20 protein-coding genes, 3 rRNA genes and 1 pseudogene are annotated in these 23,793 nt (G+C 44.4%); 4 read left to right on the top strand and 20 right to left on the bottom strand.

The annotated features are described in order from the left end of the window. Positions 1–1,069: 1,069 nt before the first annotated feature. The 11 genes from rrf to ACU6U9_RS07840 all read right to left on the bottom strand — a co-directional run bounded on the left by rrf (position 1,070) and on the right by ACU6U9_RS07840 (position 13,111). A 5S ribosomal RNA gene (gene rrf, locus ACU6U9_RS07890) occupies positions 1,070–1,185 on the bottom strand. A 147-nt stretch (positions 1,186–1,332) separates the two neighbouring features. Then, positions 1,333–4,219: ribosomal RNA gene (locus ACU6U9_RS07885) — 23S ribosomal RNA — on the bottom strand. Positions 4,220–4,574: 355 nt separating this feature from the next. Beyond that, a 16S ribosomal RNA gene (locus tag ACU6U9_RS07880) occupies positions 4,575–6,115 on the bottom strand. The 16S, 23S and 5S rRNA genes sit together here, the layout of an rRNA operon. A gap of 884 nt (positions 6,116–6,999) precedes the next feature. Continuing rightward, entirely contained in the window at positions 7,000–7,905 is a 906-nt protein-coding gene (gene thiL / locus ACU6U9_RS07875) for a thiamine-phosphate kinase (RefSeq protein WP_446734485.1), read from the bottom strand. 59 nt (positions 7,906–7,964) lie between these two features. After that, the gene (gene nusB, locus ACU6U9_RS07870; RefSeq protein WP_446734484.1) at positions 7,965–8,435 is read right to left on the bottom strand and encodes a transcription antitermination factor NusB; all 471 of its coding nucleotides are present in this window, start codon (positions 8,433–8,435) and stop codon (positions 7,965–7,967) included. Next, entirely contained in the window at positions 8,435–8,902 is a 468-nt protein-coding gene (ribH, locus tag ACU6U9_RS07865; RefSeq protein ID WP_446734483.1) for a 6,7-dimethyl-8-ribityllumazine synthase, read from the bottom strand. The genes nusB and ribH overlap by 1 nt, the downstream gene beginning before the upstream one ends. A 49-nt stretch (positions 8,903–8,951) precedes the next feature. Further along, the gene (ribBA, locus tag ACU6U9_RS07860) at positions 8,952–10,067 is read right to left on the bottom strand and encodes a bifunctional 3,4-dihydroxy-2-butanone-4-phosphate synthase/GTP cyclohydrolase II (RefSeq protein WP_446734482.1); all 1,116 of its coding nucleotides are present in this window, start codon (positions 10,065–10,067) and stop codon (positions 8,952–8,954) included. 27 nt (positions 10,068–10,094) lie between these two features. Beyond that, a complete protein-coding gene (locus ACU6U9_RS07855; RefSeq protein WP_446734481.1) occupies positions 10,095–10,745 on the bottom strand; it encodes a riboflavin synthase in 651 nt (216 codons plus the stop codon). Between the two features lies 1 nt (position 10,746). Beyond that, positions 10,747–11,850, bottom strand: coding sequence for a bifunctional diaminohydroxyphosphoribosylaminopyrimidine deaminase/5-amino-6-(5-phosphoribosylamino)uracil reductase RibD (gene ribD, locus ACU6U9_RS07850; protein WP_446734480.1), 1,104 nt, complete (start codon positions 11,848–11,850; stop codon positions 10,747–10,749). Then, positions 11,847–12,356: a transcriptional regulator NrdR gene (gene nrdR / locus ACU6U9_RS07845; protein ID WP_446734479.1), complete on the bottom strand. Its 510-nt coding sequence runs from the start codon at positions 12,354–12,356 to the stop codon at positions 11,847–11,849. The genes ribD and nrdR overlap by 4 nt, the downstream gene beginning before the upstream one ends. A 110-nt stretch (positions 12,357–12,466) precedes the next feature. Beyond that, the gene (locus ACU6U9_RS07840; protein ID WP_446734478.1) at positions 12,467–13,111 is read right to left on the bottom strand and encodes a flagellar brake protein; all 645 of its coding nucleotides are present in this window, start codon (positions 13,109–13,111) and stop codon (positions 12,467–12,469) included. A gap of 94 nt (positions 13,112–13,205) precedes the next feature. On the opposite strand from ACU6U9_RS07840, the gene ACU6U9_RS07835 reads away from it, so the two are divergent. After that, positions 13,206–13,445: a hypothetical protein gene (locus ACU6U9_RS07835; RefSeq protein WP_446734477.1), complete on the top strand. Its 240-nt coding sequence runs from the start codon at positions 13,206–13,208 to the stop codon at positions 13,443–13,445. Positions 13,446–13,500: 55 nt separating this feature from the next. On the opposite strand, the gene ACU6U9_RS07830 is transcribed toward ACU6U9_RS07835, so the two are convergent. The 5 genes from ACU6U9_RS07830 to ACU6U9_RS07810 all read right to left on the bottom strand — a co-directional run bounded on the left by ACU6U9_RS07830 (position 13,501) and on the right by ACU6U9_RS07810 (position 17,272). After that, positions 13,501–14,109, bottom strand: a complete 609-nt coding sequence (locus ACU6U9_RS07830; RefSeq protein ID WP_446734476.1) for a Yip1 family protein — start codon at positions 14,107–14,109, stop codon at positions 13,501–13,503. Positions 14,110–14,275: 166 nt separating this feature from the next. Beyond that, positions 14,276–15,187: a heme o synthase gene (gene cyoE / locus ACU6U9_RS07825; RefSeq protein WP_446734475.1), complete on the bottom strand. Its 912-nt coding sequence runs from the start codon at positions 15,185–15,187 to the stop codon at positions 14,276–14,278. Between the two features lie 25 nt (positions 15,188–15,212). Further along, complete coding sequence (locus tag ACU6U9_RS07820) at positions 15,213–16,169, bottom strand: COX15/CtaA family protein (RefSeq protein WP_446734474.1); 957 nt, start codon at positions 16,167–16,169, stop codon at positions 15,213–15,215. 31 nt (positions 16,170–16,200) lie between these two features. Next, positions 16,201–16,620 carry a hypothetical protein gene (locus ACU6U9_RS07815; protein WP_446734473.1) on the bottom strand — a complete coding sequence of 140 codons (420 nt, stop codon included), beginning with the start codon at positions 16,618–16,620 and terminating at the stop codon, positions 16,201–16,203. Further along, positions 16,613–17,272 (bottom strand): SURF1 family protein, encoded by a 660-nt coding sequence (locus ACU6U9_RS07810; RefSeq protein ID WP_446734472.1) that lies wholly within the window; start codon positions 17,270–17,272, stop codon positions 16,613–16,615. Before ACU6U9_RS07810 ends, ACU6U9_RS07815 begins: the two co-directional genes overlap by 8 nt. Here ACU6U9_RS07810 and ACU6U9_RS07805 point away from each other — a divergent pair. Then, positions 17,271–17,459 carry a DUF2909 family protein gene (locus tag ACU6U9_RS07805; protein WP_446734471.1) on the top strand — a complete coding sequence of 63 codons (189 nt, stop codon included), beginning with the start codon at positions 17,271–17,273 and terminating at the stop codon, positions 17,457–17,459. The genes ACU6U9_RS07810 and ACU6U9_RS07805 overlap by 2 nt on opposite strands. A gap of 49 nt (positions 17,460–17,508) precedes the next feature. Here the strand turns inward: ACU6U9_RS07805 and ACU6U9_RS07800 are convergent, their stop codons facing one another. The 4 genes from ACU6U9_RS07800 to coxB are packed head-to-tail and all read right to left on the bottom strand — an operon-like array spanning position 17,509 to position 21,639. Further along, entirely contained in the window at positions 17,509–18,396 is an 888-nt protein-coding gene (locus ACU6U9_RS07800; RefSeq protein WP_446735073.1) for a cytochrome c oxidase subunit 3, read from the bottom strand. Next, positions 18,390–18,920: a cytochrome c oxidase assembly protein gene (locus ACU6U9_RS07795; protein WP_446734470.1), complete on the bottom strand. Its 531-nt coding sequence runs from the start codon at positions 18,918–18,920 to the stop codon at positions 18,390–18,392. The genes ACU6U9_RS07800 and ACU6U9_RS07795 overlap by 7 nt, the downstream gene beginning before the upstream one ends. A 13-nt stretch (positions 18,921–18,933) precedes the next feature. Beyond that, the gene (ctaD, locus tag ACU6U9_RS07790; RefSeq protein WP_446734469.1) at positions 18,934–20,517 is read right to left on the bottom strand and encodes a cytochrome c oxidase subunit I; all 1,584 of its coding nucleotides are present in this window, start codon (positions 20,515–20,517) and stop codon (positions 18,934–18,936) included. A 9-nt stretch (positions 20,518–20,526) separates the two neighbouring features. Then, entirely contained in the window at positions 20,527–21,639 is a 1,113-nt protein-coding gene (gene coxB, locus ACU6U9_RS07785) for a cytochrome c oxidase subunit II (protein ID WP_446735072.1), read from the bottom strand. A 345-nt stretch (positions 21,640–21,984) separates the two neighbouring features. On the opposite strand from coxB, the pseudogene gap reads away from it, so the two are divergent. Continuing rightward, a pseudogene (gene gap, locus ACU6U9_RS07780) lies at positions 21,985–22,996 on the top strand (type I glyceraldehyde-3-phosphate dehydrogenase). A 7-nt stretch (positions 22,997–23,003) separates the two neighbouring features. After that, a complete protein-coding gene (locus ACU6U9_RS07775) occupies positions 23,004–23,657 on the top strand; it encodes an LON peptidase substrate-binding domain-containing protein (protein WP_446734468.1) in 654 nt (217 codons plus the stop codon). The last annotated feature ends 136 nt before the right edge of the window (positions 23,658–23,793 follow it).

Here is a 23,793-nt window from a genome sequence, read left to right as displayed (position 1 = left end):
CTATAGAGCTATAAAAGCACTATGGCGCTCTCAAGTTGCACAAGCCAAAAAAGGCCATGATGAGCTAGCGAAACTCTTTATGCGCCCAAGGCTGCTCGCTAACATGGAAAAATAAGTAACCGCTTAATTTTCTAATAAAAAGCTCAGCTATTTAGCTGGGCTTTTTATTGCCTATGCACTATAGCGCTCTCAAGTTGCACAAACCAAAAAAGGCCATGATGAGCTAGCGAAACTCTTTAGGCGCTCAAGGCTGCTCGCTAACATGGAAAAATAAGTAATAAGCTTAATTTTTTAATAAAAAGCCCAGCTATTTTAGCTGGGCTTTTTTTGTTTTTTTGTCCCATCCTATAATCAAGCGCCTTGAGAAAAAGCTTAGAGATGAGCGAGCAAGAAATTGATTTCTCATCGATATTTTTTATACCGAACATGGAACTAGCTTACGAACAAAGCTTATAGCCAAGGAGCAAAACACCTCCAAAAGAAAGCAAGTTCATTCTACAGTCTCCTTCTTGGTATTAGCCGTCAGTCTATTTATCAACAACAAAAGCGTGATAAAGCCAGAACCATTGAATTAATACCCGTTAAAGCAATAGTTTTAGAGCTGCGCAGATTTATACCTCACATAGGCATAAAAAGCTCTATTGGTTAATAAAACCAAAATTGAAAACGGCAGTATTAAACTTGGCCGTGATGCGTTTTTTTATTATCTAAAAGAGCATAACTTATTGGTCAGACCAAACAGAAGCTATATCAAGACGACCAAAAATAAATCGAAAAAAAAACGATTAAAAAACATAAAGGTTATCCATCACTAGATATTTAACACAGATTTTCTCACGCGAAAAAATATGATTACACTTAAACCGAATACGTCAGCAATTTATCTAGTCACTTTATCTAAACTTAAAAATAAATTATGACTGCACGACGTTGGTCAATATAAAAACAAAGACACAGCGAGTATAACGATAATAATGAATCTAATAATTCAGTAACGTCAGTGTGAAGGACTTTCAGACAGGCAAAAAAAATCCCCGATGCGCAAGCATCAGGGATTTTAGTGTTTAAAGCTTGACGATGACCTACTCTCACATGGGGAGACCCCACACTACCATCGGCGATGCATCGTTTCACTACTGAGTTCGGGAAGGGATCAGGTGGTTCCAACGCTCTATTGTCGTCAAGCAAACTGGTTCGGATAGACGTTTGTTCAAACGGCTTTCCAAATGCTTTGGATAAATTTTCTTCGTTCTTTGTTTTAAACACGTTGTAGCAATCAAGTTGTGCGATCTTAATATCGTACTGAAGTTTTTAGATCAGTTTTGGCGTTATATAGTCAAGCCTCACGGGCAATTAGTACTGGTTAGCTCAACGCCTCACAACGCTTCCACACCCAGCCTATCAACGTTGTAGTCTTCAACGGCCCTACAGAACACTCGAAGTGTTAGTGAGATCTCATCTTGAAAGGGGCTTCCCGCTTAGATGCTTTCAGCGGTTATCCTGTCCGAACATAGCTACCCGGCAATGCCATTGGCATGACAACCGGAACACCAGAGGTTCGTTCACTCCGGTCCTCTCGTACTAGGAGCAACTTTTCTCAAATCTCAAACGCCCACGGCAGATAGGGACCGAACTGTCTCACGACGTTCTAAACCCAGCTCGCGTACCACTTTAAATGGCGAACAGCCATACCCTTGGGACCGGCTTCAGCCCCAGGATGTGATGAGCCGACATCGAGGTGCCAAACACCGCCGTCGATGTGAACTCTTGGGCGGTATCAGCCTGTTATCCCCGGAGTACCTTTTATCCGTTGAGCGATGGCCCTTCCATACAGAACCACCGGATCACTATGACCTACTTTCGTACCTGCTCGACGTGTCTGTCTCGCAGTTAAGCTGGCTTGTGCCATTACACTAACCGCATGATTTCCGACCATGCTTAGCCAACCTTCGTGCTCCTCCGTTACTCTTTGGGAGGAGACCGCCCCAGTCAAACTACCCACCACACAGTGTCCTCGATCCAGATAATGGACCTGAGTTAGAACCTCAATATTACCAGGCTGGTATTTCAAGATTGGCTCCACGCAATCTAGCGATCACGCTTCAAAGCCTCCCAGCTATCCTACACAAGTAATATCAAAGTCCACTGTGAAGCTATAGTAAAGGTTCACGGGGTCTTTCCGTCTAGCCGCGGGTACGCAGCATCTTCACTGCGATTTCAATTTCACTGAGTCTCGGGTGGAGACAGTGTGGCCGTCGTTACGCCATTCGTGCAGGTCGGAACTTACCCGACAAGGAATTTCGCTACCTTAGGACCGTTATAGTTACGGCCGCCGTTTACCGGGGCTTCGATCAAGAGCTTCGCCGAAGCTAACCCCATCAATTAACCTTCCGGCACCGGGCAGGCGTCACACCCTATACGTCCACTTTCGTGTTTGCAGAGTGCTGTGTTTTTAATAAACAGTCGCAGCCACCTAGTATCTTCGACCCCGAACCGCTCACAGAGCAAGTCTGATCACAGTCCAGGGCGTACCTTCTCCCGAAGTTACGGTACCATTTTGCCTAGTTCCTTCACCCGAGTTCTCTCAAGCGCCTTGGTATTCTCTACCTGACCACCTGTGTCGGTTTAGAGTACGGTTCGTAATTACCTGAAGCTTAGAGGCTTTTCTTGGAAGCATGGCATCATCGACTTCGGAATCCGTGGATTCACCGTCATCAGTTCTCAGCCTTAAGAATGTCCGGATTTGCCTAAACATTCAGCCTACAACCTTAAACCAGGACAACCAACGCCTGGCTCGATTAGCCTTCTCCGTCCCCCCATCGCAGTAATTACAAGTACGGGAATATTAACCCGTTTCCCATCGACTACGCTTCTCAGCCTCGCCTTAGGGGCCGACTAACCCTGCCCTGATTAGCATTGGACAGGAACCCTTAGTCTTCCGGCGGGGAGGTTTTTCACCCCCCTTATCGTTACTCATGTCAGCATTCGCACTTGTGATACCTCCAGCAAACTTCTCAGTTCACCTTCGACGGCTTACACAACGCTCCTCTACCGCTCATCATTCGATGAACCCGTAGCTTCGGTGTATGGTTTGAGCCCCGTTAAATCTTCCGCGCAGGCCGACTCGACTAGTGAGCTATTACGCTTTCTTTAAAGGATGGCTGCTTCTAAGCCAACCTCCTAGCTGTCTGGGCCTTCCCACATCGTTTCCCACTTAACCATAACTTTGGGACCTTAGCTGACGGTCTGGGTTGTTTCCCTTTTCACTACGGACGTTAGCACCCGCAGTGTGTCTGCCACGCTGTACTCCACGGTATTCGGAGTTTGCAAAGGGTTGGTAAGTCGGGATGACCCCCTAGCCTTAACAGTGCTCTACCCCCGTGGGTAATACGTGACGCTCTACCTAAATAGATTTCGAGGAGAACCAGCTATCTCCCGGCTTGATTAGCCTTTCACTCCGATCCACAAGTCATCCCCTGGCTTTTCAACGACAGTGGGTTCGGTCCTCCAGTTGATGTTACTCAACCTTCAACCTGCTCATGGATAGATCGCCGGGTTTCGGGTCTATTGCCAGCAACTAAACGCCCTATTAAGACTCGGTTTCCCTACGGCTCCCCTAAACGGTTAACCTTGCTACTGACAATAAGTCGCTGACCCATTATACAAAAGGTACGCAGTCACAGAACAAGTCTGCTCCCACTGCTTGTACGTACACGGTTTCAGGTTCTATTTCACTCCCCTCACCGGGGTTCTTTTCGCCTTTCCCTCACGGTACTGGTTCACTATCGGTCAACTAGGAGTATTTAGCCTTGGAGGATGGTCCCCCCATATTCAGTCAGGATATCACGTGTCCCGACCTACTCGATTTCACTACATATAAGATTTCAGATACGGGGCTATCACCCACTATGGCGGCACTTTCCAGGGCCTTCTCTTATCTACAATGCAGCTTAAGGGCTACTCCCCGTTCGCTCGCCGCTACTAAGGGAATCTCATTTGATTTCTTTTCCTATAGGTACTTAGATGTTTCAGTTCCCTACGTTTGCCTCTTTAACCTATGTATTCAGTTAAAGATACTGCCGGAGCAGTGGGTTTCCCCATTCAGAGATCTACGGGTCAAAGGTTGTTTGCCACCTCACCGTAGCTTATCGCAGGCTACAACGTCTTTCATCGCCTCTAGTTGCCAAGGCATCCACCGTGTACGCTTAGTCGCTTGACTATATAACCCAAAACTTTCTCAATCCCCACTTTTGATAAAGAAATCGAAAATTTAAGATCATCAAACAACATTACGATATATTTTTAAGTGTTTTCGCACTTGATAAGAACTTTCGTTCTCCGGATCGCGCTTGATTGTTACTTTGGTGTTTTCATCATTCATTCGGCTAGGAAGAACAATGAGAACGTTTCAATCATTAATCCTAAATCAGCAAGCTGACTCAGTTTTAATTCTTGAGAGAAAATTTATCCGTATTTTTAAAGAGCAAAACAAAACCTCAAATACCAATTAAGGCATTCAAGATTTCATTCAAACAATTCGTGTGAGCACTTAACCGAGAGCGGATGTTATCGTTTAAGGAGGTGATCCAGCCCCAGGTTCCCCTAGGGCTACCTTGTTACGACTTCACCCCAGTCATGAATCACTCCGTGGTAAACGCCCTCCCCGAAGGGTTAAGCTATCTACTTCTGGAGCAACCCACTCCCATGGTGTGACGGGCGGTGTGTACAAGGCCCGGGAACGTATTCACCGTGACATTCTGATTCACGATTACTAGCGATTCCGACTTCACGGAGTCGAGTTGCAGACTCCGATCCGGACTACGACCAGCTTTCTGGGATTAGCTCCACCTCGCGGCTTGGCAACCCTTTGTACTGGCCATTGTAGCACGTGTGTAGCCCTACTCGTAAGGGCCATGATGACTTGACGTCGTCCCCGCCTTCCTCCGGTTTGTCACCGGCAGTCTCCTTAGAGTTCTCAACTTAATGTTAGTAACTAAGGACAAGGGTTGCGCTCGTTACGGGACTTAACCCAACATTTCACAACACGAGCTGACGACAGCCATGCAGCACCTGTCTCACAGTTCCCGAAGGCACCAATTGATCTCTCAAAAGTTCTGTGGATGTCAAGAGTAGGTAAGGTTCTTCGCGTTGCTTCGAATTAAACCACATGCTCCACCGCTTGTGCGGGCCCCCGTCAATTCATTTGAGTTTTAATCTTGCGACCGTACTCCCCAGGCGGTCTACTTAGTGCGTTAGCTGCGCCACTAAAGTCTCAAGGACCCCAACGGCTAGTAGACATCGTTTACGGCGTGGACTACCAGGGTATCTAATCCTGTTTGCTACCCACGCTTTCGTACCTCAGTGTCAGTATTGGTCCAGTGAGTCGCCTTCGCCACTGATGTTCCTTCCCATCTCTACGCATTTCACCGCTACACAGGAAATTCCACTCACCTCTACCATACTCTAGTTCGCCAGTTTTGAATGCAGTTCCAAGGTTGAGCCCTGGGCTTTCACATCCAACTTAACAAACCACCTACGTACGCTTTACGCCCAGTAATTCCGATTAACGCTTGCACCCTCCGTATTACCGCGGCTGCTGGCACGGAGTTAGCCGGTGCTTCTTCTGTCGGTAACGTCACACTTGTAGCGTATTAAGCTACAAGCTTTCCTCCCGACTGAAAGTGCTTTACAACCCTAGAGCCTTCTTCACACACGCGGCATGGCTGCATCAGGCTTGCGCCCATTGTGCAATATTCCCCACTGCTGCCTCCCGTAGGAGTCTGGACCGTGTCTCAGTTCCAGTGTGGCTGATCATCCTCTCAGACCAGCTAGAGATCGTCGCCTTGGTGAGCCATTACCTCACCAACTAGCTAATCTCACGCAGGCCCATCTAATAGCGCAAGGTCCGAAGATCCCCTGCTTTCCCCCGTAGGGCGTATCCGGTATTAATCCAAATTTCTCTGGGCTATCCCAAACTATTAGGTAGGTTCCTACGCGTTACTCACCCGTCCGCCGCTCGACGCCTGATAGCAAGCTATCTTCGTTTCCGCTCGACTTGCATGTGTTAAGCCTGCCGCCAGCGTTCAATCTGAGCCATGATCAAACTCTTCAGTTTAAAAATTTTACATCCTAAGATGTGCTCAAGTATTAAATACTACTGTTAAATAAATTTGACAGTGTAAATACTTACTTGAAAAGTCTTTTGCTTCCTAAGAAGCTGTACATCTCGACTCTCGGTAAGTACCCACACGAATTGTCTGAATTCGTTTTTAAAGATCGTGACCGTCGCTCGGACTGGCCATTTCTTATCTGCTTCTCTAGCTGGGCTAGTGCAGTGCTTCTCTCGAAGCGAGGCGCGTATTCTACAGAACCGCATCTCTATGTCAACCTTAATTTGTAATTTTGTTTTTAAAAACAAGACCTTAAATCAAGGCGCTTAACTTAATTCCCGAAGGACTTAACTCAAGCGAGGCGCGCATTCTACAGTGATAATCACTTGCGTCAACCTCTTTTTGAAAGTTTGTTTCAAGTTGTTTTAAAAACGCTTTGAAACTGTTTTTTTCTTTCAAAATCAACAATTTAGTTTCGATTAAGTAATCGGCTTGCCTTGTCGAGGTGGCGCATTCTACGCATGTGAGCTTTTCTGTCAACGCTATTTTGTAATTAAACTGAAATGAGCTGAATGAACTGATTTGCAATGTAAATACAGCTACTGAATCAGTAAAAACACAATCTTAGCTATCTACTAACACAAGTCACTTAATTATTTTGAGTTTAGTGCCTTTTTTTATTCTTAATGTACCACCCTGGAAAAGGCGACTACACCACCGACTTTGAATTACAGGTTGTTGCGGGGCTATGACCTATAAATAAGCACAAGTGATTTATGGCACTAAAGGCAGAGCAACCGTTCTGACACGGCTAATACAACACGGTAAGCTAAATTACCTACCTCAGTGAATCTTGTTATGCCCAAATCACCAAAAGCGAAAGAAGCGCCTACTCAAAATGCTGGAAACCCCTAACGTCTAATTTCATACCCATAACATCAGCACTAACGCCCTTTATTACATCCCCTATACAAATTCCGCTATCACAATGCTGCGCGGTATACGCTAACTGGTAATCATCGCCGCCGCTTAACGCATATTGCAACGCTTGCTCGTGACCATAAGTTTTAATTAATAATTGCGACAATGGAATAAGGTTGGGGTCTATATTCATACCTATATGACTAGCCCGACAAATATGATTTAAGTCTTGGATCAAGCCATCACTAACATCAAGACAACTTGATGCATAGTTTTTAATTTTTTGTGCAAAATCAATCTGCGCAACTGGCATATAAAACTGCTTTGCTAAACCTGTATTTAGCGTTGGATCTTTTAGCACTAAAGGCAAGGCCCCTGCTCCATCGCCCAGAGTATGACTGACATACACTTTGTCACCAATGATGGCTCCACTGCGTTTTAAACCTGAGCCGGATTCTGTTAACCCATGAACCTGTAAGCTAATCACTAGGCTTGGGCCTTTTGTGGTATCACCACCGATCAGCGGGCATTGATAAAACTGCGCGGCTTGGGTTAAACCATCACTAAATTGTTTTAACCATACTTCATCTTTTTTAGGAAGCGTAATGGCAAGGGTAAACCCAATCGGTGTTGCTGCCATAGCGGCAAGATCACTGATGCTCACGGCTAATGCGCGAGTTGCAATATCAAACGGATTGGCAAGAGAGGGGAAGTGGACACCTTCAACTAAGGTATCTATCGAAATGTGTAAATCATGTGTGTTTGGGATATTAAAGGATGCGCAATCATCACCGATTCCTTGGCGAAGATAGGCATTTTCAAAAGCGAGATCCGGTTGTTGAAAAAACTGCTTTATCAGCTGAAATTCGTTCACCGTGGCCTCTCACTTTTCAGGGGGTACCCCTGCTGCTCACAGCAACAAGAGTCATATTCTTATTTTTTTATTTCAACGACTCGCACACGCTGTGCAAGTTTATCTAACGCGCCATTAATGAACTTATGGCTTTCTGTGGCACCAAACTTTTTCGATAGCTCAACACTTTCGTTTATGACCACACGATACGGCACATCGATGCGATGAGCTAATTCGAATGCGGCTAATCTTAAAATGGCTTTTTCAACAGGGGTTACTTCTTCAATGCCTCGGCTTAAGCACGGGCTTAGCATTTCATCTAGTTCGCTAAGACTGTTAGGCACACCGCGTAAAATATCACGGAAGTATTCTGTATCAACATGTGTCATGTCGTTATCAATTAAGAACTCAGCTTCGATTCTATTTAGGCTCGCGCCGGCCATATCCCATTGATATAACGCCTGCATTGCATAATGTCGTGCTTTACGACGGGCACCCGGATTCGGGCGGCCGCTGTCGTTGTCTTTTCTTGAGATCGGGTTGTCGCTCATTAAGCCTCCAGCTGCTTAAGCAGACTGACCATTTCGTAGGCGCTAAGCGCAGATTCTTCACCTTTGTTGCCCGCTTTTGTACCGGCGCGCTCAATGGCTTGTTCGATTGTGTCTACAGTTAGAATGCCGAAAGAAACCGGAATACCGGTGTTCAATGCGATCTGACCTAAACCTTTAGCCGCCTCACCCGCCACGTAATCAAAGTGTGGGGTTGAACCACGGATAACAGCACCTAACGCAATAACAGCGTCGTACTTACCGCTTTCTGCTAATTTTTTAACTACAAGTGGCACTTCAAATGCGCCAGGGCAATGAATCAGTGTGATGTTATCTTCGCTAACGCCATGACGTGTTAAACCACGCACGGCGCCATCCACTAATTTGTCGACAACAAATTCGTTCCAAGTGGTTTGCACAATGGCAAACTTGGCTTCCATTGGAGTAAAGCTTCCTGCAATTGTTTTCATATGTGTACCTTTAAAAAATTTTATAAATTTAAATTCAATTTTCTGACGACTAATTTTTACAAGGGATGTATTCAGCCACTTCTAAATTAAAGCCAGAGATACCGGTAAATTTCATTGGGCTGCTTAACAAACGCATTTTTGTCACGCCCAGATCTCGTAAAATTTGTGAGCCGGTTCCAATGGTGACATACGCACCCGAGCTATCAACATCGGTTGTACGCAGTGGTTTTTGACGACCAAAGAAAGTTTCAACCGAGGCCAGAATATCTTCACGCTCGCCAGCATTAAGCATAACCAGTGCTCCAGCTTCATCTTTTGCGATGGCTTCAAGCGCATTACTTAATGACCAACTTTCACTGCTAGGCATCATGGCACCAAGCACATCGCGTAACGTTTCAGCCGCTTGCACACGAATCAATGGGGCTTGCGCATTTTTCACATCACCCTTTGAAATAGCCAAATGAGAGTCACCGTTAATGGTGTCGCGGTAAACGTGCAAGTCAAATTCACCATGCGCGGTTTGAATTTTATCCGTGCTAAGCTTTTCAATGGTTTGTTCGTTGGCCATGCGGTATTGAATTAAATCGGCGATGGTGCCAATTTTCAAACCGTGCTCTTGCGCGAACTCTTCCAGTTCAGGTCGACGCGCCATGGTGCCGTCTTCGTTCATGATTTCAACGATACAGCTTGCTGGTTGTAAACCCGCTAAACGAGCCAAATCACAGCCCGCTTCAGTGTGGCCTGCACGTGCTAATACACCTGCAGCTTGTGCACGTAGTGGGAAAATATGCCCAGGCTGTACAATCGCATCTGGTTTACTCATTGGGTTAACCGCCGCTTGCACGGTTACCGCACGATCCGCAGCACTAATACCCGTGGTCACACCTTCTGCCGCTTCGATCGATACGGTAAACGGTGTCGAAAATTTTGCACCGTTACCGGCAACCATGGCAGGTAAACCTAAATAGTCACAACGCTCAGGTGTTAAGGTTAAGCAGATCAAACCTCGCGCCTTACTGGCCATAAAGTTAATGATTTCTGGCGTGACTTTTTCAGCGGCGACAATAATATCACCTTCGTTTTCACGGTCTTCATCATCCATCAAGATAACCATTTTGCCGTCACGCATGTCGGCAATAATTTCTTCGATACTATTTAACGCCATGATCACACTCTCAAGTATATAAACGGTTTAAACGAAGCCGTGTTCAGCTAAAAAGCCGGCACTTAAATTCGATTGCTGTGGTTGTGCTTGCCCTGAGATTAAACGCTCTAAATAGCGGGCAATTAAGTCCACTTCTAAATGTACTTTCTGCCCTGGGCCATAACCATATAAGGTGGTTTCTTTTGCAGTATGAGGCACAATATTTAATTCAAATACATCGCCATTAACTGCATTAACAGTAAGACTAACGCCATCGACTGTGATGGAGCCTTTATGAGCAATGTAACGTGCCAATTCCGTTGGCGCTTGTACGGTGAAACGAATAGAGCGCGCATCTTCACGACGCTCTATGACTTGACCAATACCATCCACATGACCGCTGACCAAGTGCCCACCTAAGCGTGTGGTAGGCGTTAATGCTTTTTCTAAATTTACCGCATCGCCAAGATTAATCTCGCGCCAGCGGGTATAAGCTAATGTTTCATTGCTGATATCCGCACTGAATCCTTGCGCTTGCAGGCTAATCACGGTTAAACACACGCCATTAACCGCAATGCTGTCACCGAGTTTTACATCGGTTAAATCTAGTTGCGCACTTTCAATGCTTACCTTTAAGTCGCCGCCTTGCACCTGCTTGGCTAACACTTTTCCTTTGGCTTCAATAATGCCTGTAAACACACTAATCGCCTTTTGTTGCAAAACCGAGTGTTAGGCGAATGTCTTGCCCCACGCAGCGGTTATCTAAAATGATTACATTTTGTTTATCTGCCATGGTGTCGATTGGCCAACTTAAAAGAGGCCGTGCATCACTGCCCATAAAACAAGGGGCCATGTACAAGATCATTTCATCAACCAAACCCTGACGCACAAATTCACCCGCTAATGTGGCACCAGTTTCGATCAAGACTTCATTACATTGGCGCAACGCTAATTCTTTTAACAACGCTTTAAGATCCAAACCGGCTTCATTATGATTCAAAGCTAGGGTCTCAATGTTGCCATGCAATTGCACACCATGACGTACGGCAACAATTGTGGTGCCCGCTTGTTGCAGGATTTTGGCATCTTTATGAATTTGCCCTTGGCTATCCAACACCACTCTTAAGGGCTGCTTAGCCGCAATTTCATTTGCAAAATCAGCGTCTAGGCCTAACTCGTCTGCGCGCACGGTTAAAGATGAATCATCTGACTTAATGCTTTCGATACCGGTAATAATGGCTGAGCTGCGTGCACGTAATCGCTGTACATCTTGGCGCGCGGCCGCGCCGGTTATCCATTGGCTCTCGCCGCTTTTCATCGCGGTTCGGCCATCTAAACTTGAGGCCATTTTCAAACGTACAAACGGCATACCGCTTTCCATACGCTTAATAAAACCTGGGTTCAGTGCACGGGCTTGTTCTTCTAAAATACCCAATGTCACATCGATACCGGCTGCAATCAGCTTAGCAAAGCCTTGACCACTCACTTGTGGGTTTGGGTCTTTCATGGCACACACCACATGGCGAATGCCAGCACTTATTAACCCATCACTGCAAGGAGGCGTACGCCCGAAGTGACTGCATGGCTCAAGCGTCACATATGCCGTGGCGCCTTTGGCATTGTCTCCTGCCATAGCAAGTGCATTAACTTCAGCATGCCCTTCACCGGCTTTGCGGTGGTAGCCTTCACCAATAATCTCGCCATCTTTGACGATGACACAACCAACCCTTGGATTTGGGCTCGCTGTGTATAGGCCTTGCTTAGCGAGATTTATCGCTCGCGTCATATATTGAGTATGGCTCATGGGGCAAGCTCTGGATCATCGGCCAGTATATCTAATTGCGCATCATTCTTACGGCTGTCATGACGGATACGATCAATTTCCTGGCGGAATTCATCAATATCTTGGAATTTACGATACACAGAGGCAAAACGCACATAAGCTACTTGGTCGAGCTTGCGTAGCTCGTCCATGACAAGTTCGCCGACTAAGCGGCTTTTGACTTCCCGCTCGCCAGTGGCGCGCAGTTTAGCCATGATGTGCAATATGGAGGCTTCAATGTCTTCAACACTGACAGGCCGCTTTTCTAGCGCGCGCTGCATACCAGCACGGAGCTTTTGCTCATCGAAAGGAACACGGGTGCCATTGGTTTTAACCAATTTAGGCATCAGTAATTCGGCGGATTCAAAAGTGGTATAACGCTCATCACAGGCTTGGCATTGGCGACGACGGCGAACTTGTTCACCTTCGGCCACTAAGCGCGAATCGATCACTTTTGTATCTTGTTCACCGCAGAACGGACAGCGCATGGCGAATCCTGTGTTAAAGAGCAAAAAATAGGTCGCAAATTATACCTGTTTATGACCCATCTGGAAACTGGCAAACACAGTGTTTGGGCCTGTAATGATGGGAGGTTGGGTCATAAATCATGGATATGGGTCAACACAAAGGCTTGCAGTGCAATTTTGTCGTTGGGCGGCAGATCGTGGAACTGTAGTCCCGCCGCAAACCCCTTATCAATTGGGTTCATTGAGCGCACCTTAGCTTGAACCGTAATTTCATATTCAATTTCAGTTACGTTAATCGTAAAGATCAGCAATATCTCGTCTCCCGATGTAAACTCAAACTTACGGCCTAAAATGCGTGCGCCATTGAGGCTTAAATCGACAATTTTAGCCGTGGTATTCTGAGTGTCGTTACCGACTATAAATTGCACTCGAGATACCACCTGAACATCCGCCCGCACATTTTGACGTACCTCTCCGATCATCACCTTATCTGGCATTTTTAAGTGGATATGCGGAAACGGCAATTTGGTCGGATGAATCACTTCCGATCGAAAGGCACACGCGCTGCTCATGCGACCATAAAAAAAACGGACATTCACTTTGTCGCCAATTTTGACACCTCGTCCAGGAGGCATGGTGACCAATACAGAGACATTACGTCTATAACCGATCAAAACGGATTTGTCTCGATCCGTGTTATAACTGTCAAACTCTAGTTGAAACAACTGCCCAGGGCTAAGCTTGAGATCCATAAAGTCTGTAGTGTTTTCATCCATTTATCTTCACATCCCTCTCACTTCTTATATATAGTGTAGTTGGATTTTTATAAGAACTAAGAAAAACCTCTCATCACATAAGGAGACTCGCGTCATGATTCGCATACTTTTACTGCTTAGCTTAACGGTACTTATGGGCTGCTCAAAACAGGCCGTATACAACACAATGAAACATGAAAAATGCTATGAAAAAACAGGGATGTACGAGTGTGATGAAATAGAGGATTATGACCAATACAAGACAAAACGTGACGATCTTTTAAAAAATGATAATGAAGGATATCAAGCAAAAAGAGAGCGATTATTAAAAGAAAAAACTGAAGAACAAAAATAGTCCGAAAAAAAGCCCGAGATAACTCGGGCTTTGCACGGGTTGAATCACTAATAACTTATTGGCTAAGCATAATCTGCGGGGCAAACCCCATTCCCCAAATAATGACGGTAGCGGCCATCATGCCTACTAGGCCACAAAGGCCAACCGTCAAAATAGACGTGGCAAATATAAAGCCGCGCTCTTCGGGAATATTCATAAAAATTGGCACACCGGCATATAACAAATATACGGTATACGATACAGCCGCCATCACGACGAATACATCCAACCATAAAATCGGTATAAAGCCGATAAGACCAGAAAGAAACATGGGTGTAGATGTAAAGGTGGTGAATAAAAGGCAGCGCTCCAGACTTGCTTCCGCACCAAACGTTCGCTCCATCCAGTAGGTTGTATACGCGATAAAAAACATCCCCGCGAGCAGTGCGACATAAAACGCCCCTGCTAAGGGCAATGCTGATTCAAAGCTCAAATAATAAAATTCTTTACCAACAAAACTCCACCCAAATTGGGTCGTGCCAACGAGCAGTGCAAAAGGCGGTAACGCCGCCAAAAATAGCAAGTGCGTTAAATAAATATGACCAAGGGAGTGGTCCTCCCGTTTTATGGAGTCCCATTCTGCTCGTGGGTGATACATTAATCCGAACATGTGTTGCAAATACATAACCTTCCCCTAATTTGGTTGGTTGTTCTTGTTCAGTAAAGCGTACATCTTGGGAATACCCTCGCTCGATTTAATTTAAATAAAGCTTTTGAGTTACTGCATTAAACAGGCTTTATCTCCTCCATTTCTGCCCAGCTTATCTGTCTAAATATTGGCTAATAGACCATTAAAATGCAATCAACTGCACATAATGATCCAATAACAGCGCCGCAAATAACCATAAAATATATATGATTGAATAACGGAATGTCCGCCTAGCATTTGGATCACTTGGATTGCACCACATACGGTACGTCAGCCATGTAAATCGAGCGTTTATATACGTCACAATGGTCAAATACACCAAGCCTTGCGTGCCCAATAACACAGGCCCAATACTGACAACACACAACAACAAACAATACAGCCAGGCCTGAAACGCAGTAAATTCAATACCATGGGTCACAGGCAGCATAGGCACACCCGCCTTGGCATAATCGTCTCGTTTATAAATAGCCAGCGCCCAAAAGTGAGGTGGCGTCCAAGTGAAAATAATCAATACCCAAAGCAACGCCTCAGGCCCCACTTGCCCAGTGACAGCGCAATAACCCAGTAATGGCGGCATCGCGCCGGCCAAGCCTCCAACCGTAATATTTTGCGGCGTGGCAGGCTTAAGCCATAAACTGTAAATCACACCATAAGCAAACATTGATGCGACAGATAGAATTGAGGTCAGTAAGTTCAGTTGCCAATATAAAAGTACGGCTCCAAACAGGAGCAATGCCATCGAAAATACAAAGGCCGATTCAGCACTGACTTTACCCGTCGCCACTGGACGGCGCTTTGTACGTTGCATCTGGGTATCACGATAGCGATCAACCAAATGATTCAAAACAGCGCCACTCATTGCGCACGCGCCAACACCCACTAACGTATACAGCAATTTTAAAAATTGAATATTCATATCACTTGCCAATAAGAAACCCACCATCACGGTGAACAACATAACGGCAACGACTTTAAATTTTGTAAGCGCAAAATAATCTTTAATTGTGGCTGAGTATTTAGCACGGTCCTGCCAAACATTTATCTTTTCCATGCTCCACCTTCTTATTGTTGTAATGCTAAGCCAATAGCTCTTGTGCTGTTTCTTCTGGTTCTTTTTCTATGACAGGACGAGTTAATCCATCTAGTGCACTCATCCATAAAAACATAGCAAATGTGTTGTGGAGCAGCGCCAAACTCAGTGGTAATAACAACACCGCATTCAAAATGCCCAATGCAATTTGTGCGCTTAATATTGCTAAACAAATATACAATGAGCGTCGCTGCTGAGAATGTTTAAGCGCTAAATAAACAAACATCAATACAACCGCTAACGCACCTAAACGATGCAGCCATTGAATACCCATTCGCTGTTGGTTTGAGCCGATACCACCAAGGTATTCGTCACCTTCTACCATTGGGGCGTGAAAAACATCAGGGGTAATGTCAACCCACATACGTCCTTGGCACGTTGGAAAGTCAGGACAAGCAAGACCCGCATATTGACTGGATGTCCAAGCGCCTAGCGCCATTTGTAAAAACACAACTAATGCAAAAGCGCTCCATACAGAATTCCATTTCGGCTCTGTATTGCTTTTCATCACGCGCCAAATTAAAAATTGAGCACCCAATGTCACGGCCCCTCCTAACAAGTGCGCACTGACCACCGGCGGCCACAGACGTAACGTCACGGTCCACATACCAAACAGACCTTGTAATACAACCCAGCCACATAAAAACACGGCAAGCCAGCGTACCGCGCCAAGATATCGAGGCCAAATCAAACACGCCTGAATTAAAATACTTAAACCTAATAAGCTTGCGACATAACGATGAATCATTTCCATCCAGGCTTTACCTGAATCGAACTGCCATTGGGTAAACGCCTGTGCGGCTTCATTAGAAACAGGAAAAGCATGGCCATAACATACCGGCCAATCTGGGCAACCTAAGCCAGCATCTAACAAACGTGTTAGTGCGCCCAAGGTAATAACCAGCAACGTCATACCGATATTAATTAATGCAAAGCGACGCATTCCGACCTCACTTTTTATTATTATGAGTGAATTATCCACTGTGTTTCAGCAGCACTTTTAAGTCTTTTAATAACTTATATGCACCATCATCACTCGCTTGATAAGACAATAAAACCAAGCCCTTTGGGTTAGCGATAAATAAGCCATCGCCCATTTCTTTAAGACTGGTTAGTTGGGTGCTTTCCAAAACAACCTTATCTTGGTTTTTTCCTAATGCCATTTTTAAGCGCTGTAATACATTAAACCAAGCATCACAATTAGGCTGACAATCTTGTTCACGCCACAATACTTGCCAGTGCCGACTCTGTGATTCATCCACATAGTATGTGTTCTCTAACCACTCTCCCCGGGCCTTGTCTGCTATATTTTTTTTACCATCTAATAACACAAGTGATACAGCAAACGGCGCAACCAAAACCATTAGCATTATTATTAAAGGAAGCCTACGCATGTTTTTTTCCTCGCTTTACACTGGCCAATAACAAAATAACAACTCCGCACACACCTAAAAGAAGCCATTGAATGGCATAACCTTGATGACGATGATGACTTAAATAGGCAGATTTTCTTGGCTGTATTAACAATTGGCCATCACCCTCTTGAAGCATAAAAACTTCGTGCGAAACGTCTTGTTCTAATTGGGCTGAAAAGTATTTTTCATCAATAAATTGGATTCGCTTAGAGATAGGGTCTTGTAAGGAATTATTCAGCAACAAAGGCTTATGATTTGCTTTGAGATAACCCTCTATTTGTACGGTACTAGGTACCACTTTAACATTAGGCAATAGGTCTCTGCGCTCATACGCTACAAAACCTCGATTAACTAAATAAATAGTATTTTCATATTCAAATGGAGTAATAACCGCGTAGCCAGGCTTGCCGTTAAATGTTTGATTATCAAGATAATGCGTATATTCATTTAAGAACTGCCCATGCATGTGCAAAGTCTGAGCGACAGGGGCTTGATAAAAAATAGATTTTTGATACTGCCAAACGGCCGCACTTAAACAAATAGCAATACCCAACAACATAATAAAACTATAAAGTGGCTTGATTACAAAGTGCCAATTCCGGTCCACGTTCACAATAGAAGGATTCGTCATGCTTAAGGCTCTCATCCTGTTATTTTTATTATTCAGTATTGCTGCATTGTTTTACGGTTTATTTCACTTAATTACCGCACCAAAAAGCTCAGAGAAAACATTTAAAGGTTTAAAATATCGAGTCATATTTGCGGCCTGCACCCTTATTTTGATTGGCCTATTCTTTTTTCTAAATCACTACTCTTAAGTTTTTATATTATTAATACACGAAGGCTTTCGCCTTCGTATTCAATTACTTAAAAAACATATACAAACGTGAACAGGATCAACCAGACCACATCCACAAAATGCCAGTACCATGCTGCGGCTTCAAAGCCGAAATGGTCATCTGGCGTAAAATGATCACTCTTAACGCGCCAATACATCACAAAAATCATAATGCCACCCAGTGTTACATGGGCACCATGAAAACCTGTCAGCATAAAAAAGGTTGAGCCATAAATACCGCTGCTAAGCGTTAAATTTAAGTCATTTATTGCATGGCCATACTCATAAATCTGCACGCACATAAACGCAACACCCAGTACTAAGGTTGCCGCTATCCAGCGTAATGTGCCGATTTTGTTTTTAGCGCGTAAACAGTGGTGAGCCAATGTTAACGTCACACTCGATACGATTAATAATACGGTATTTAAGAAAGGCAATTTCCATGCGTCAATCACACCCATTGCACCAGGGTATGCGTTCATATCGGGGGTTTTAAGCAGTGGCCAATGAGCAGTGAAACCTTCCCAGAGCATATTGGCTTCACCTTTAGCACCTTCACCACCCAGCCAAGGCACTGCAAACATGCGGGCATAAAACAATGCACCAAAAAATGCGCCGAAAAACATCACTTCAGAAAAGATAAACCAACCCATGCTAAACCGAAAAGAACGCTTTAATTGATCGCTATTCAAGCCTCGTAAGCCTTCATTTACCACTTCGCCAAACCAACCAAACAACATGTACAACATTAAAAAACCAGCAACCACGGCCATGACAACTGAAGTTGTGCCCACATGCCCTTGGCTGCTTTCATGGATAATAGATGCCATAGAAAACAGGGTTAAAAAAACGGCCACGGCACCAAATATTGGCCAATGGCTACGCGCTGGAACATAATACTTAGGTGTGTTCAAAATGTACCTCCTAGGGATTCACTTTGATAAAGTCGATAAGAAAGCGATAAGTGATTCACTTCCTTGGGAGCTTTGGCACTTAAAGTTACCTGTAACGGTAGCTTCATTTTTGACTTCGCCGGTATAACTTGTTGGGTAAAACAAAAGCACTCTATTTTCACTAAATACTCAGCCCATTCGCCCGGTGCCACACTGGGCACTGCTTGAATGGTAACGGGATAATCATAAGGGTTGGTTAATTCATAGTAGGTGGTCATTAGCTTACCCGCCTGCAACACCATGGTTTTATTCTCTGGTTTGAATTGCCATAAATCTCGGCTATCGGCATCGGCTAACATTTGTAGTTTTGCTGTTTGCACGCCGTCATCATTAATTAATGAATTTTTATCCCCTTCAAACACTTGAAAACTTTTACCATTCAAGCCCGTTACATCACAGAAAATATCGTACAAAGGCACCATGGCAAACCCAAACCCAAACATAAACACGGGGATGAGTGACAGCTTCCATGGTGACATTTTTTTCATATTAGCCTTCCTATTACTTCACAACGGGTGGTTCTTGAAAGGTATGGTAGGGCGCAGGGCTTGGAATTTCCCACTCTAACCCAGTTGGTTCGTCCCAAACCTTGTCAGTGGCTTTTTCACCTTTACCACCAATGGTGGTGCGCCAAATGTTATAAACAAATATTAATTGGCTAAGGCCAAAGATAAACGCACCCACAGACACTATGGCGTTAAAATCAGCAAACTGTAGAGCATAATCTGGGATACGGCGTGGCATGCCTGCTAGCCCCACAAAGTGCATCGGGAAAAACGTAATATTCACCCCAATGAAACTTAACCAAAAATGCCACTTGCCTAATGTTTCGCTGTACATGCGGCCACACCATTTAGGTAGCCAGTAATACACCGCCGCCAAAATACTAAACAACGCCCCTGGTACTAATACATAATGGAAGTGCGCCACGACAAAATAGGTGTCGTGATACTGAAAATCCGCAGGGGCAATGGCCAGCATCAATCCACTTAGGCCACCAATGGTAAACAGCACCACAAACGCAATGGCAAATAACATGGGGGTTTCAAATGTCATGGAACCACGGAACATAGTGGTGACCCAATTGAATACCTTCACCCCCGTTGGTACCGCAATTAGCATGGTGCTGTACATAAAGAACAGCTCCCCCACTAACGGAATACCCACTGTGAACATATGGTGGGCCCATACAATAAAGCTTAGCACCGCGATAGAGGCTGTTGCCCACACCATTGAGGTGTATCCAAATAATGGCTTGCGACTGAACGTCGAAATAATATGAGAGACAATACCAAAGGCTGGCAAAATCATAATGTAAACTTCAGGGTGACCAAAAAACCAAAATACATGCTGAAATAACACAGGGTCACCACCACCAGCGGCATCAAAAAATGACGTGCCAAAATGGATATCCATTAGCATCATCGTCACTACACCTGCCAGTACCGGCATAACGGCGATTAATAAAAACGCCGTTATTAACCAAGTCCAAACAAACAATGGCATCTTCATAAAGGTCATACCCGGCGCACGCATATTAAATATGGTCACGATGACATTCACCGCACCCATGATGGAGCTAATCCCCATAATATGAACACTAAAGATAAAGAAGGTGACACTGGGCGGTGCATAACTGGTAGAAAGTGGCGCATAAAAAGTCCAGCCAAAGTTTGGTGCGCCGCCATCCATAAATAAGGTACAAAGCAACATACCGAACGCAAATGGCAACAACCAAAATGACCAGTTGTTGATTCTAGGCAGCGCCATGTCAGGCGCACCTATCATCATAGGCACTAGCCAATTTGCCAAGCCTACAAATGCGGGCATGATGGCACCAAATACCATGATCAAGCCATGCATGGTGGTCATCTGATTAAAAAAGTTAGGGTCGACCAACTGTAAACCCGGCTGAAATAATTCAGCACGAATCACGAAGGCCATGGTACCGCCAATCAATAATGAACTGAGCGCCAGTAATAAATACATGGTGCCAATATCTTTATGATTGGTGGTGTATACCCAGCGTAAAATACCTTTATCTGGGCCGTGGTGATGGTCTGCTGATTCTATGGCGTGCGACATAATGACCTCCTATTTCCCAGATTCTTTTTGTTGTTTCACTTGCTTCGGTGTTGCCATATCGCCTTTATCATTACCCCAAGCATTTCGCTCATAGGTAACCACCGCAGCAACATCACTGACACTAAGCTGCTCAGCAAATGCTGACATCGATGTGCCTTTTTTGCCGTTCAATACAATATCGATATGACCCGTAATATCCCCCAAAGCAACCTTACTGCCCTTAAGCGCAGGGAAGACTGGTGGCATACCACTACCATTAACTTGGTGACAAGCCGCACAATTACTTTTGTAAACTTTTTCACCCTGAACCATAAGCTCATCAAAGCTCATGTCTTTCACTTCACGAGCCGCAGCTTGTAACGTGGCTTGCTCGGTTATCCAGATGTTGTATTCATCTTTTGATACGGCTTTTACTACAATCGGCATAAAACCATGGCCTTTGCCGCATAGCTCGGTGCATTGGCCGCGATAAATACCGGGTTTATCAATCACAGCCCATGACTCATTAATAAAGCCTGGAATGGTGTCTTTTTTTACCGCAAGATCGGGCACCCACCATGAGTGAATAACATCTTTAGCGGTCAGTAAAAAACGAATCTTTGTATCAATGGGCACCACCAATGGGTTATCTACTTCAAGTAAATAATGCTCGCCTTTGGCTTCGGTATTGTCGATTTGTTCTTGTGGTGTTGACAGAATCGAAAAGAAATCCACGTCTTCATTTAGATAAGTATATCGCCACTTCCATTGATACCCCGTCACTTGAATATCAATTTCAGCATCTTCAGTGTCGTACATATCAATTAAAGTTTGTGTTGCTGGTATCGCCATCACCACCAAAATAATTAAAGGGATAATGGTCCAGAGAATTTCGACAGTTGTGCTTTCATGAAAATTAGCCGCTTGCGCGCCACGACTTTTGCGATGGTAAATAATGCTATAAAGCATAACGCCAAATACCACTACAGCGATGGCCACACAGATATAAAATATCGTCATGTGCAAACCATGAACGTTTTGACTTAGCTTAGTAACACCCTCCGTCATATTCAGCCCCCACTCAGCAAATGCAGAATGAGAAGTGGATAATAAGAGTAAAGCGGATACAGCAGAAATTCCCATTCGTTGCATGGGACCCCCTCAGGCTGATTATAGTTTTTATATTTATTGTGATTTCAGTATAACAATGCACCTGAAAAGAAATAGAACAGAAATCGCTATTTTGGACTTTTGTTTAGACAAGCTAAGCCGATTTTATCGTTATTTTTTCTTTCTTACACATAACAGGCCAAAAAAAATTAATTATTTTTTTGGCCTTTTTTATGCATAAGATAAATTTTTGTTGTTAAAAAATCGACGCGTCACTCACGCTTTTATCTTAATTTTCATTTACTTCCGTCAGCATACAAACAGATTAAGCTATGGCATCTATACTCATCTTTAATAGAAAAATATCTTGAGGTTATTATGGCGATCAGAATTGGGATCAACGGCTTTGGCCGAATTGGACGATTGGCATTACGCGCCTGCCTAGAAAGAGACGATGTCAAAGTCGTGGCTATTAATGATCTTATGAGCAGTGAATACATGGCCTACTTACTGCGCTTTGATTCAACCCATGGTCAACTTCGTCAAGAAATTCATTCAAAAGAAAAATTTTTATTAGTCAATAACGAAACCATTAATATCAGCCACGAAGCAAACCCACCATCATGTTACTGGGGCGAACACCAATGTGATGTGGTATTAGAGTGCACAGGTAAATTTACGACCTTGCAACTCGCCAGTGGCCATATCCAAGCGGGCGCAAAAAAAACCGTGATTAGTGCCCCCTCTAGTGACGCACCCATGTATGTCATGGGTGTTAACCACCATTTGTACAAAGCAGAACAAACGGTTATATCCAACGCCAGTTGCACCACCAACTGTTTAGCGCCCGTTGCAAAAGTACTTAATGACAAATGGGGGATTAAAGAGGGTCTAATGACAACCGTACATGCGGCAACAGCGTCACAACGCACTGTCGATGGCGCCATTGAAGATGATTGGCGCGGTGCACGCTCCATGGGCAATAACATTATTCCAAGTTCAACCGGTGCAGCCAAAGCGGTTGGCAAAGTTATCCCTGAACTTAATGGTAAACTCACTGGTATGGCCTTTCGTGTACCAACCACCGATGTGTCCGTGGTCGATTTAACCGTACACTTAACCCAGCCCGCCGTTTTTGAACGACATTAAACAAGAGATGTTGCGTGCCAGCCAAAACGAGTTAGAGGGTATTTTGGCTTACACTGAAGATCTCGTCGTCAGCAGCGACTTTATTCATGACCCCCACAGTGCCATTTTTGATGCTAATGCTTGCATCGCACTCACTGATCACTTTATAAAAATAGTGGCTTGGTATGACAACGAATGGGGTTATGCAAATCGGTTAGTTGATTTAGCCTGTCATGCATCCAAAACTCAGGACGAAACGTAACAAATACATGACTACTGATAACCTAGAAGAAATCGCCCTGTTTCCCATACCCGATAGCGTGGTGTTTCCCGGTATGGTCTTTCCTTTGCACGTATTTGAGCCAAGGTACCGCGCAATGGTGCAACAATGCATCGATACACGAATGCCGTTAGCTATCTGTCATACCGAAAAAATCATTCATGAAGTAAAGCCACTATCTAATAAGGTAGAACCGCTCAATCGCAACCATGATACTTACAAACCCTGTGCCATTTTTAGTGCTGGTCTGTGCGAATTGGTGAGTACGACTGATGACGGTCGTCTATTGGTTAATGTATACATTGATCGTCGCTTAGAACTCGTTGAAGAAACTCAGGTACTGCCGTTTAAAATTGGTCGCTGTCGCCCTTATTTAGATACGGTGTTAAATGAACAAGACGAATTAGAAGCAGACGTTATAAAGGATAAAATTATTCATCGTTTAATCGCTTTTAGTGGCGGTGACCCAAGTGTTGTGAAACGTTTAGAGTCTCCTGAATGGGCCGACAAATCAGCACTGGCATTCAGTTTTGAAGTGTTCTCAATCATCCAATTAGATTCCGAGATCCAGCAGTCTATCCTCGAAGACCGTTCAGCCTTATCACGTTTACAGCATGTCTTATCGGTTTTGAACCAACGTTAATTGTGACAACGTCGTCAAATTAAACCCTCAATCGCTCTGTTATAAATGCTTTTCTTTTTTAAAATGTCACCTTCTGTCAAAGGCTGTCACCAAACAACAGTGCCTTTCACCTTTTAACACGTAATACTAAGCCATT

This window comes from Pseudomonas sp. HK3 (genome assembly GCF_052920985.1).
The sequence above is the reverse complement of the archived record's forward strand: the minus strand, read 5'-3'. Positions and strand labels throughout refer to the sequence as shown.

Excerpts from the sequence above, each read along its gene's own strand:
- ribH (WP_446734483.1), bottom strand. The coding sequence starts at position 8,902 with ATGAAAACAATTGCAGGAAGCTTTACTCCAATGGAAGCCAAGTTTGCC.
- ACU6U9_RS07810 (WP_446734472.1), bottom strand. The coding sequence starts at position 17,272 with ATGACGAATCCTTCTATTGTGAACGTGGACCGGAATTGGCACTTTGTA.
- nrdR (WP_446734479.1), bottom strand. The coding sequence starts at position 12,356 with ATGCGCTGTCCGTTCTGCGGTGAACAAGATACAAAAGTGATCGATTCG.
- ACU6U9_RS07815 (WP_446734473.1), bottom strand. The coding sequence starts at position 16,620 with ATGCGTAGGCTTCCTTTAATAATAATGCTAATGGTTTTGGTTGCGCCG.
- ACU6U9_RS07835 (WP_446734477.1), top strand. The coding sequence starts at position 13,206 with ATGATTCGCATACTTTTACTGCTTAGCTTAACGGTACTTATGGGCTGC.
- ACU6U9_RS07820 (WP_446734474.1), bottom strand. The coding sequence starts at position 16,169 with ATGCGTCGCTTTGCATTAATTAATATCGGTATGACGTTGCTGGTTATT.
- cyoE (WP_446734475.1), bottom strand. The coding sequence starts at position 15,187 with ATGGAAAAGATAAATGTTTGGCAGGACCGTGCTAAATACTCAGCCACA.
- ribBA (WP_446734482.1), bottom strand. The coding sequence starts at position 10,067 with ATGGCGTTAAATAGTATCGAAGAAATTATTGCCGACATGCGTGACGGC.
- ribD (WP_446734480.1), bottom strand. The coding sequence starts at position 11,850 with ATGAGCCATACTCAATATATGACGCGAGCGATAAATCTCGCTAAGCAA.
- nusB (WP_446734484.1), bottom strand. The coding sequence starts at position 8,435 with ATGAGCGACAACCCGATCTCAAGAAAAGACAACGACAGCGGCCGCCCG.
- ACU6U9_RS07805 (WP_446734471.1), top strand. The coding sequence starts at position 17,271 with ATGCTTAAGGCTCTCATCCTGTTATTTTTATTATTCAGTATTGCTGCA.
- coxB (WP_446735072.1), bottom strand. The coding sequence starts at position 21,639 with ATGGGAATTTCTGCTGTATCCGCTTTACTCTTATTATCCACTTCTCAT.
- ACU6U9_RS07795 (WP_446734470.1), bottom strand. The coding sequence starts at position 18,920 with ATGAAAAAAATGTCACCATGGAAGCTGTCACTCATCCCCGTGTTTATG.
- ACU6U9_RS07775 (WP_446734468.1), top strand. The coding sequence starts at position 23,004 with ATGACTACTGATAACCTAGAAGAAATCGCCCTGTTTCCCATACCCGAT.
- ACU6U9_RS07830 (WP_446734476.1), bottom strand. The coding sequence starts at position 14,109 with ATGTATTTGCAACACATGTTCGGATTAATGTATCACCCACGAGCAGAA.
- ctaD (WP_446734469.1), bottom strand. The coding sequence starts at position 20,517 with ATGTCGCACGCCATAGAATCAGCAGACCATCACCACGGCCCAGATAAA.
- ACU6U9_RS07840 (WP_446734478.1), bottom strand. The coding sequence starts at position 13,111 with ATGGATGAAAACACTACAGACTTTATGGATCTCAAGCTTAGCCCTGGG.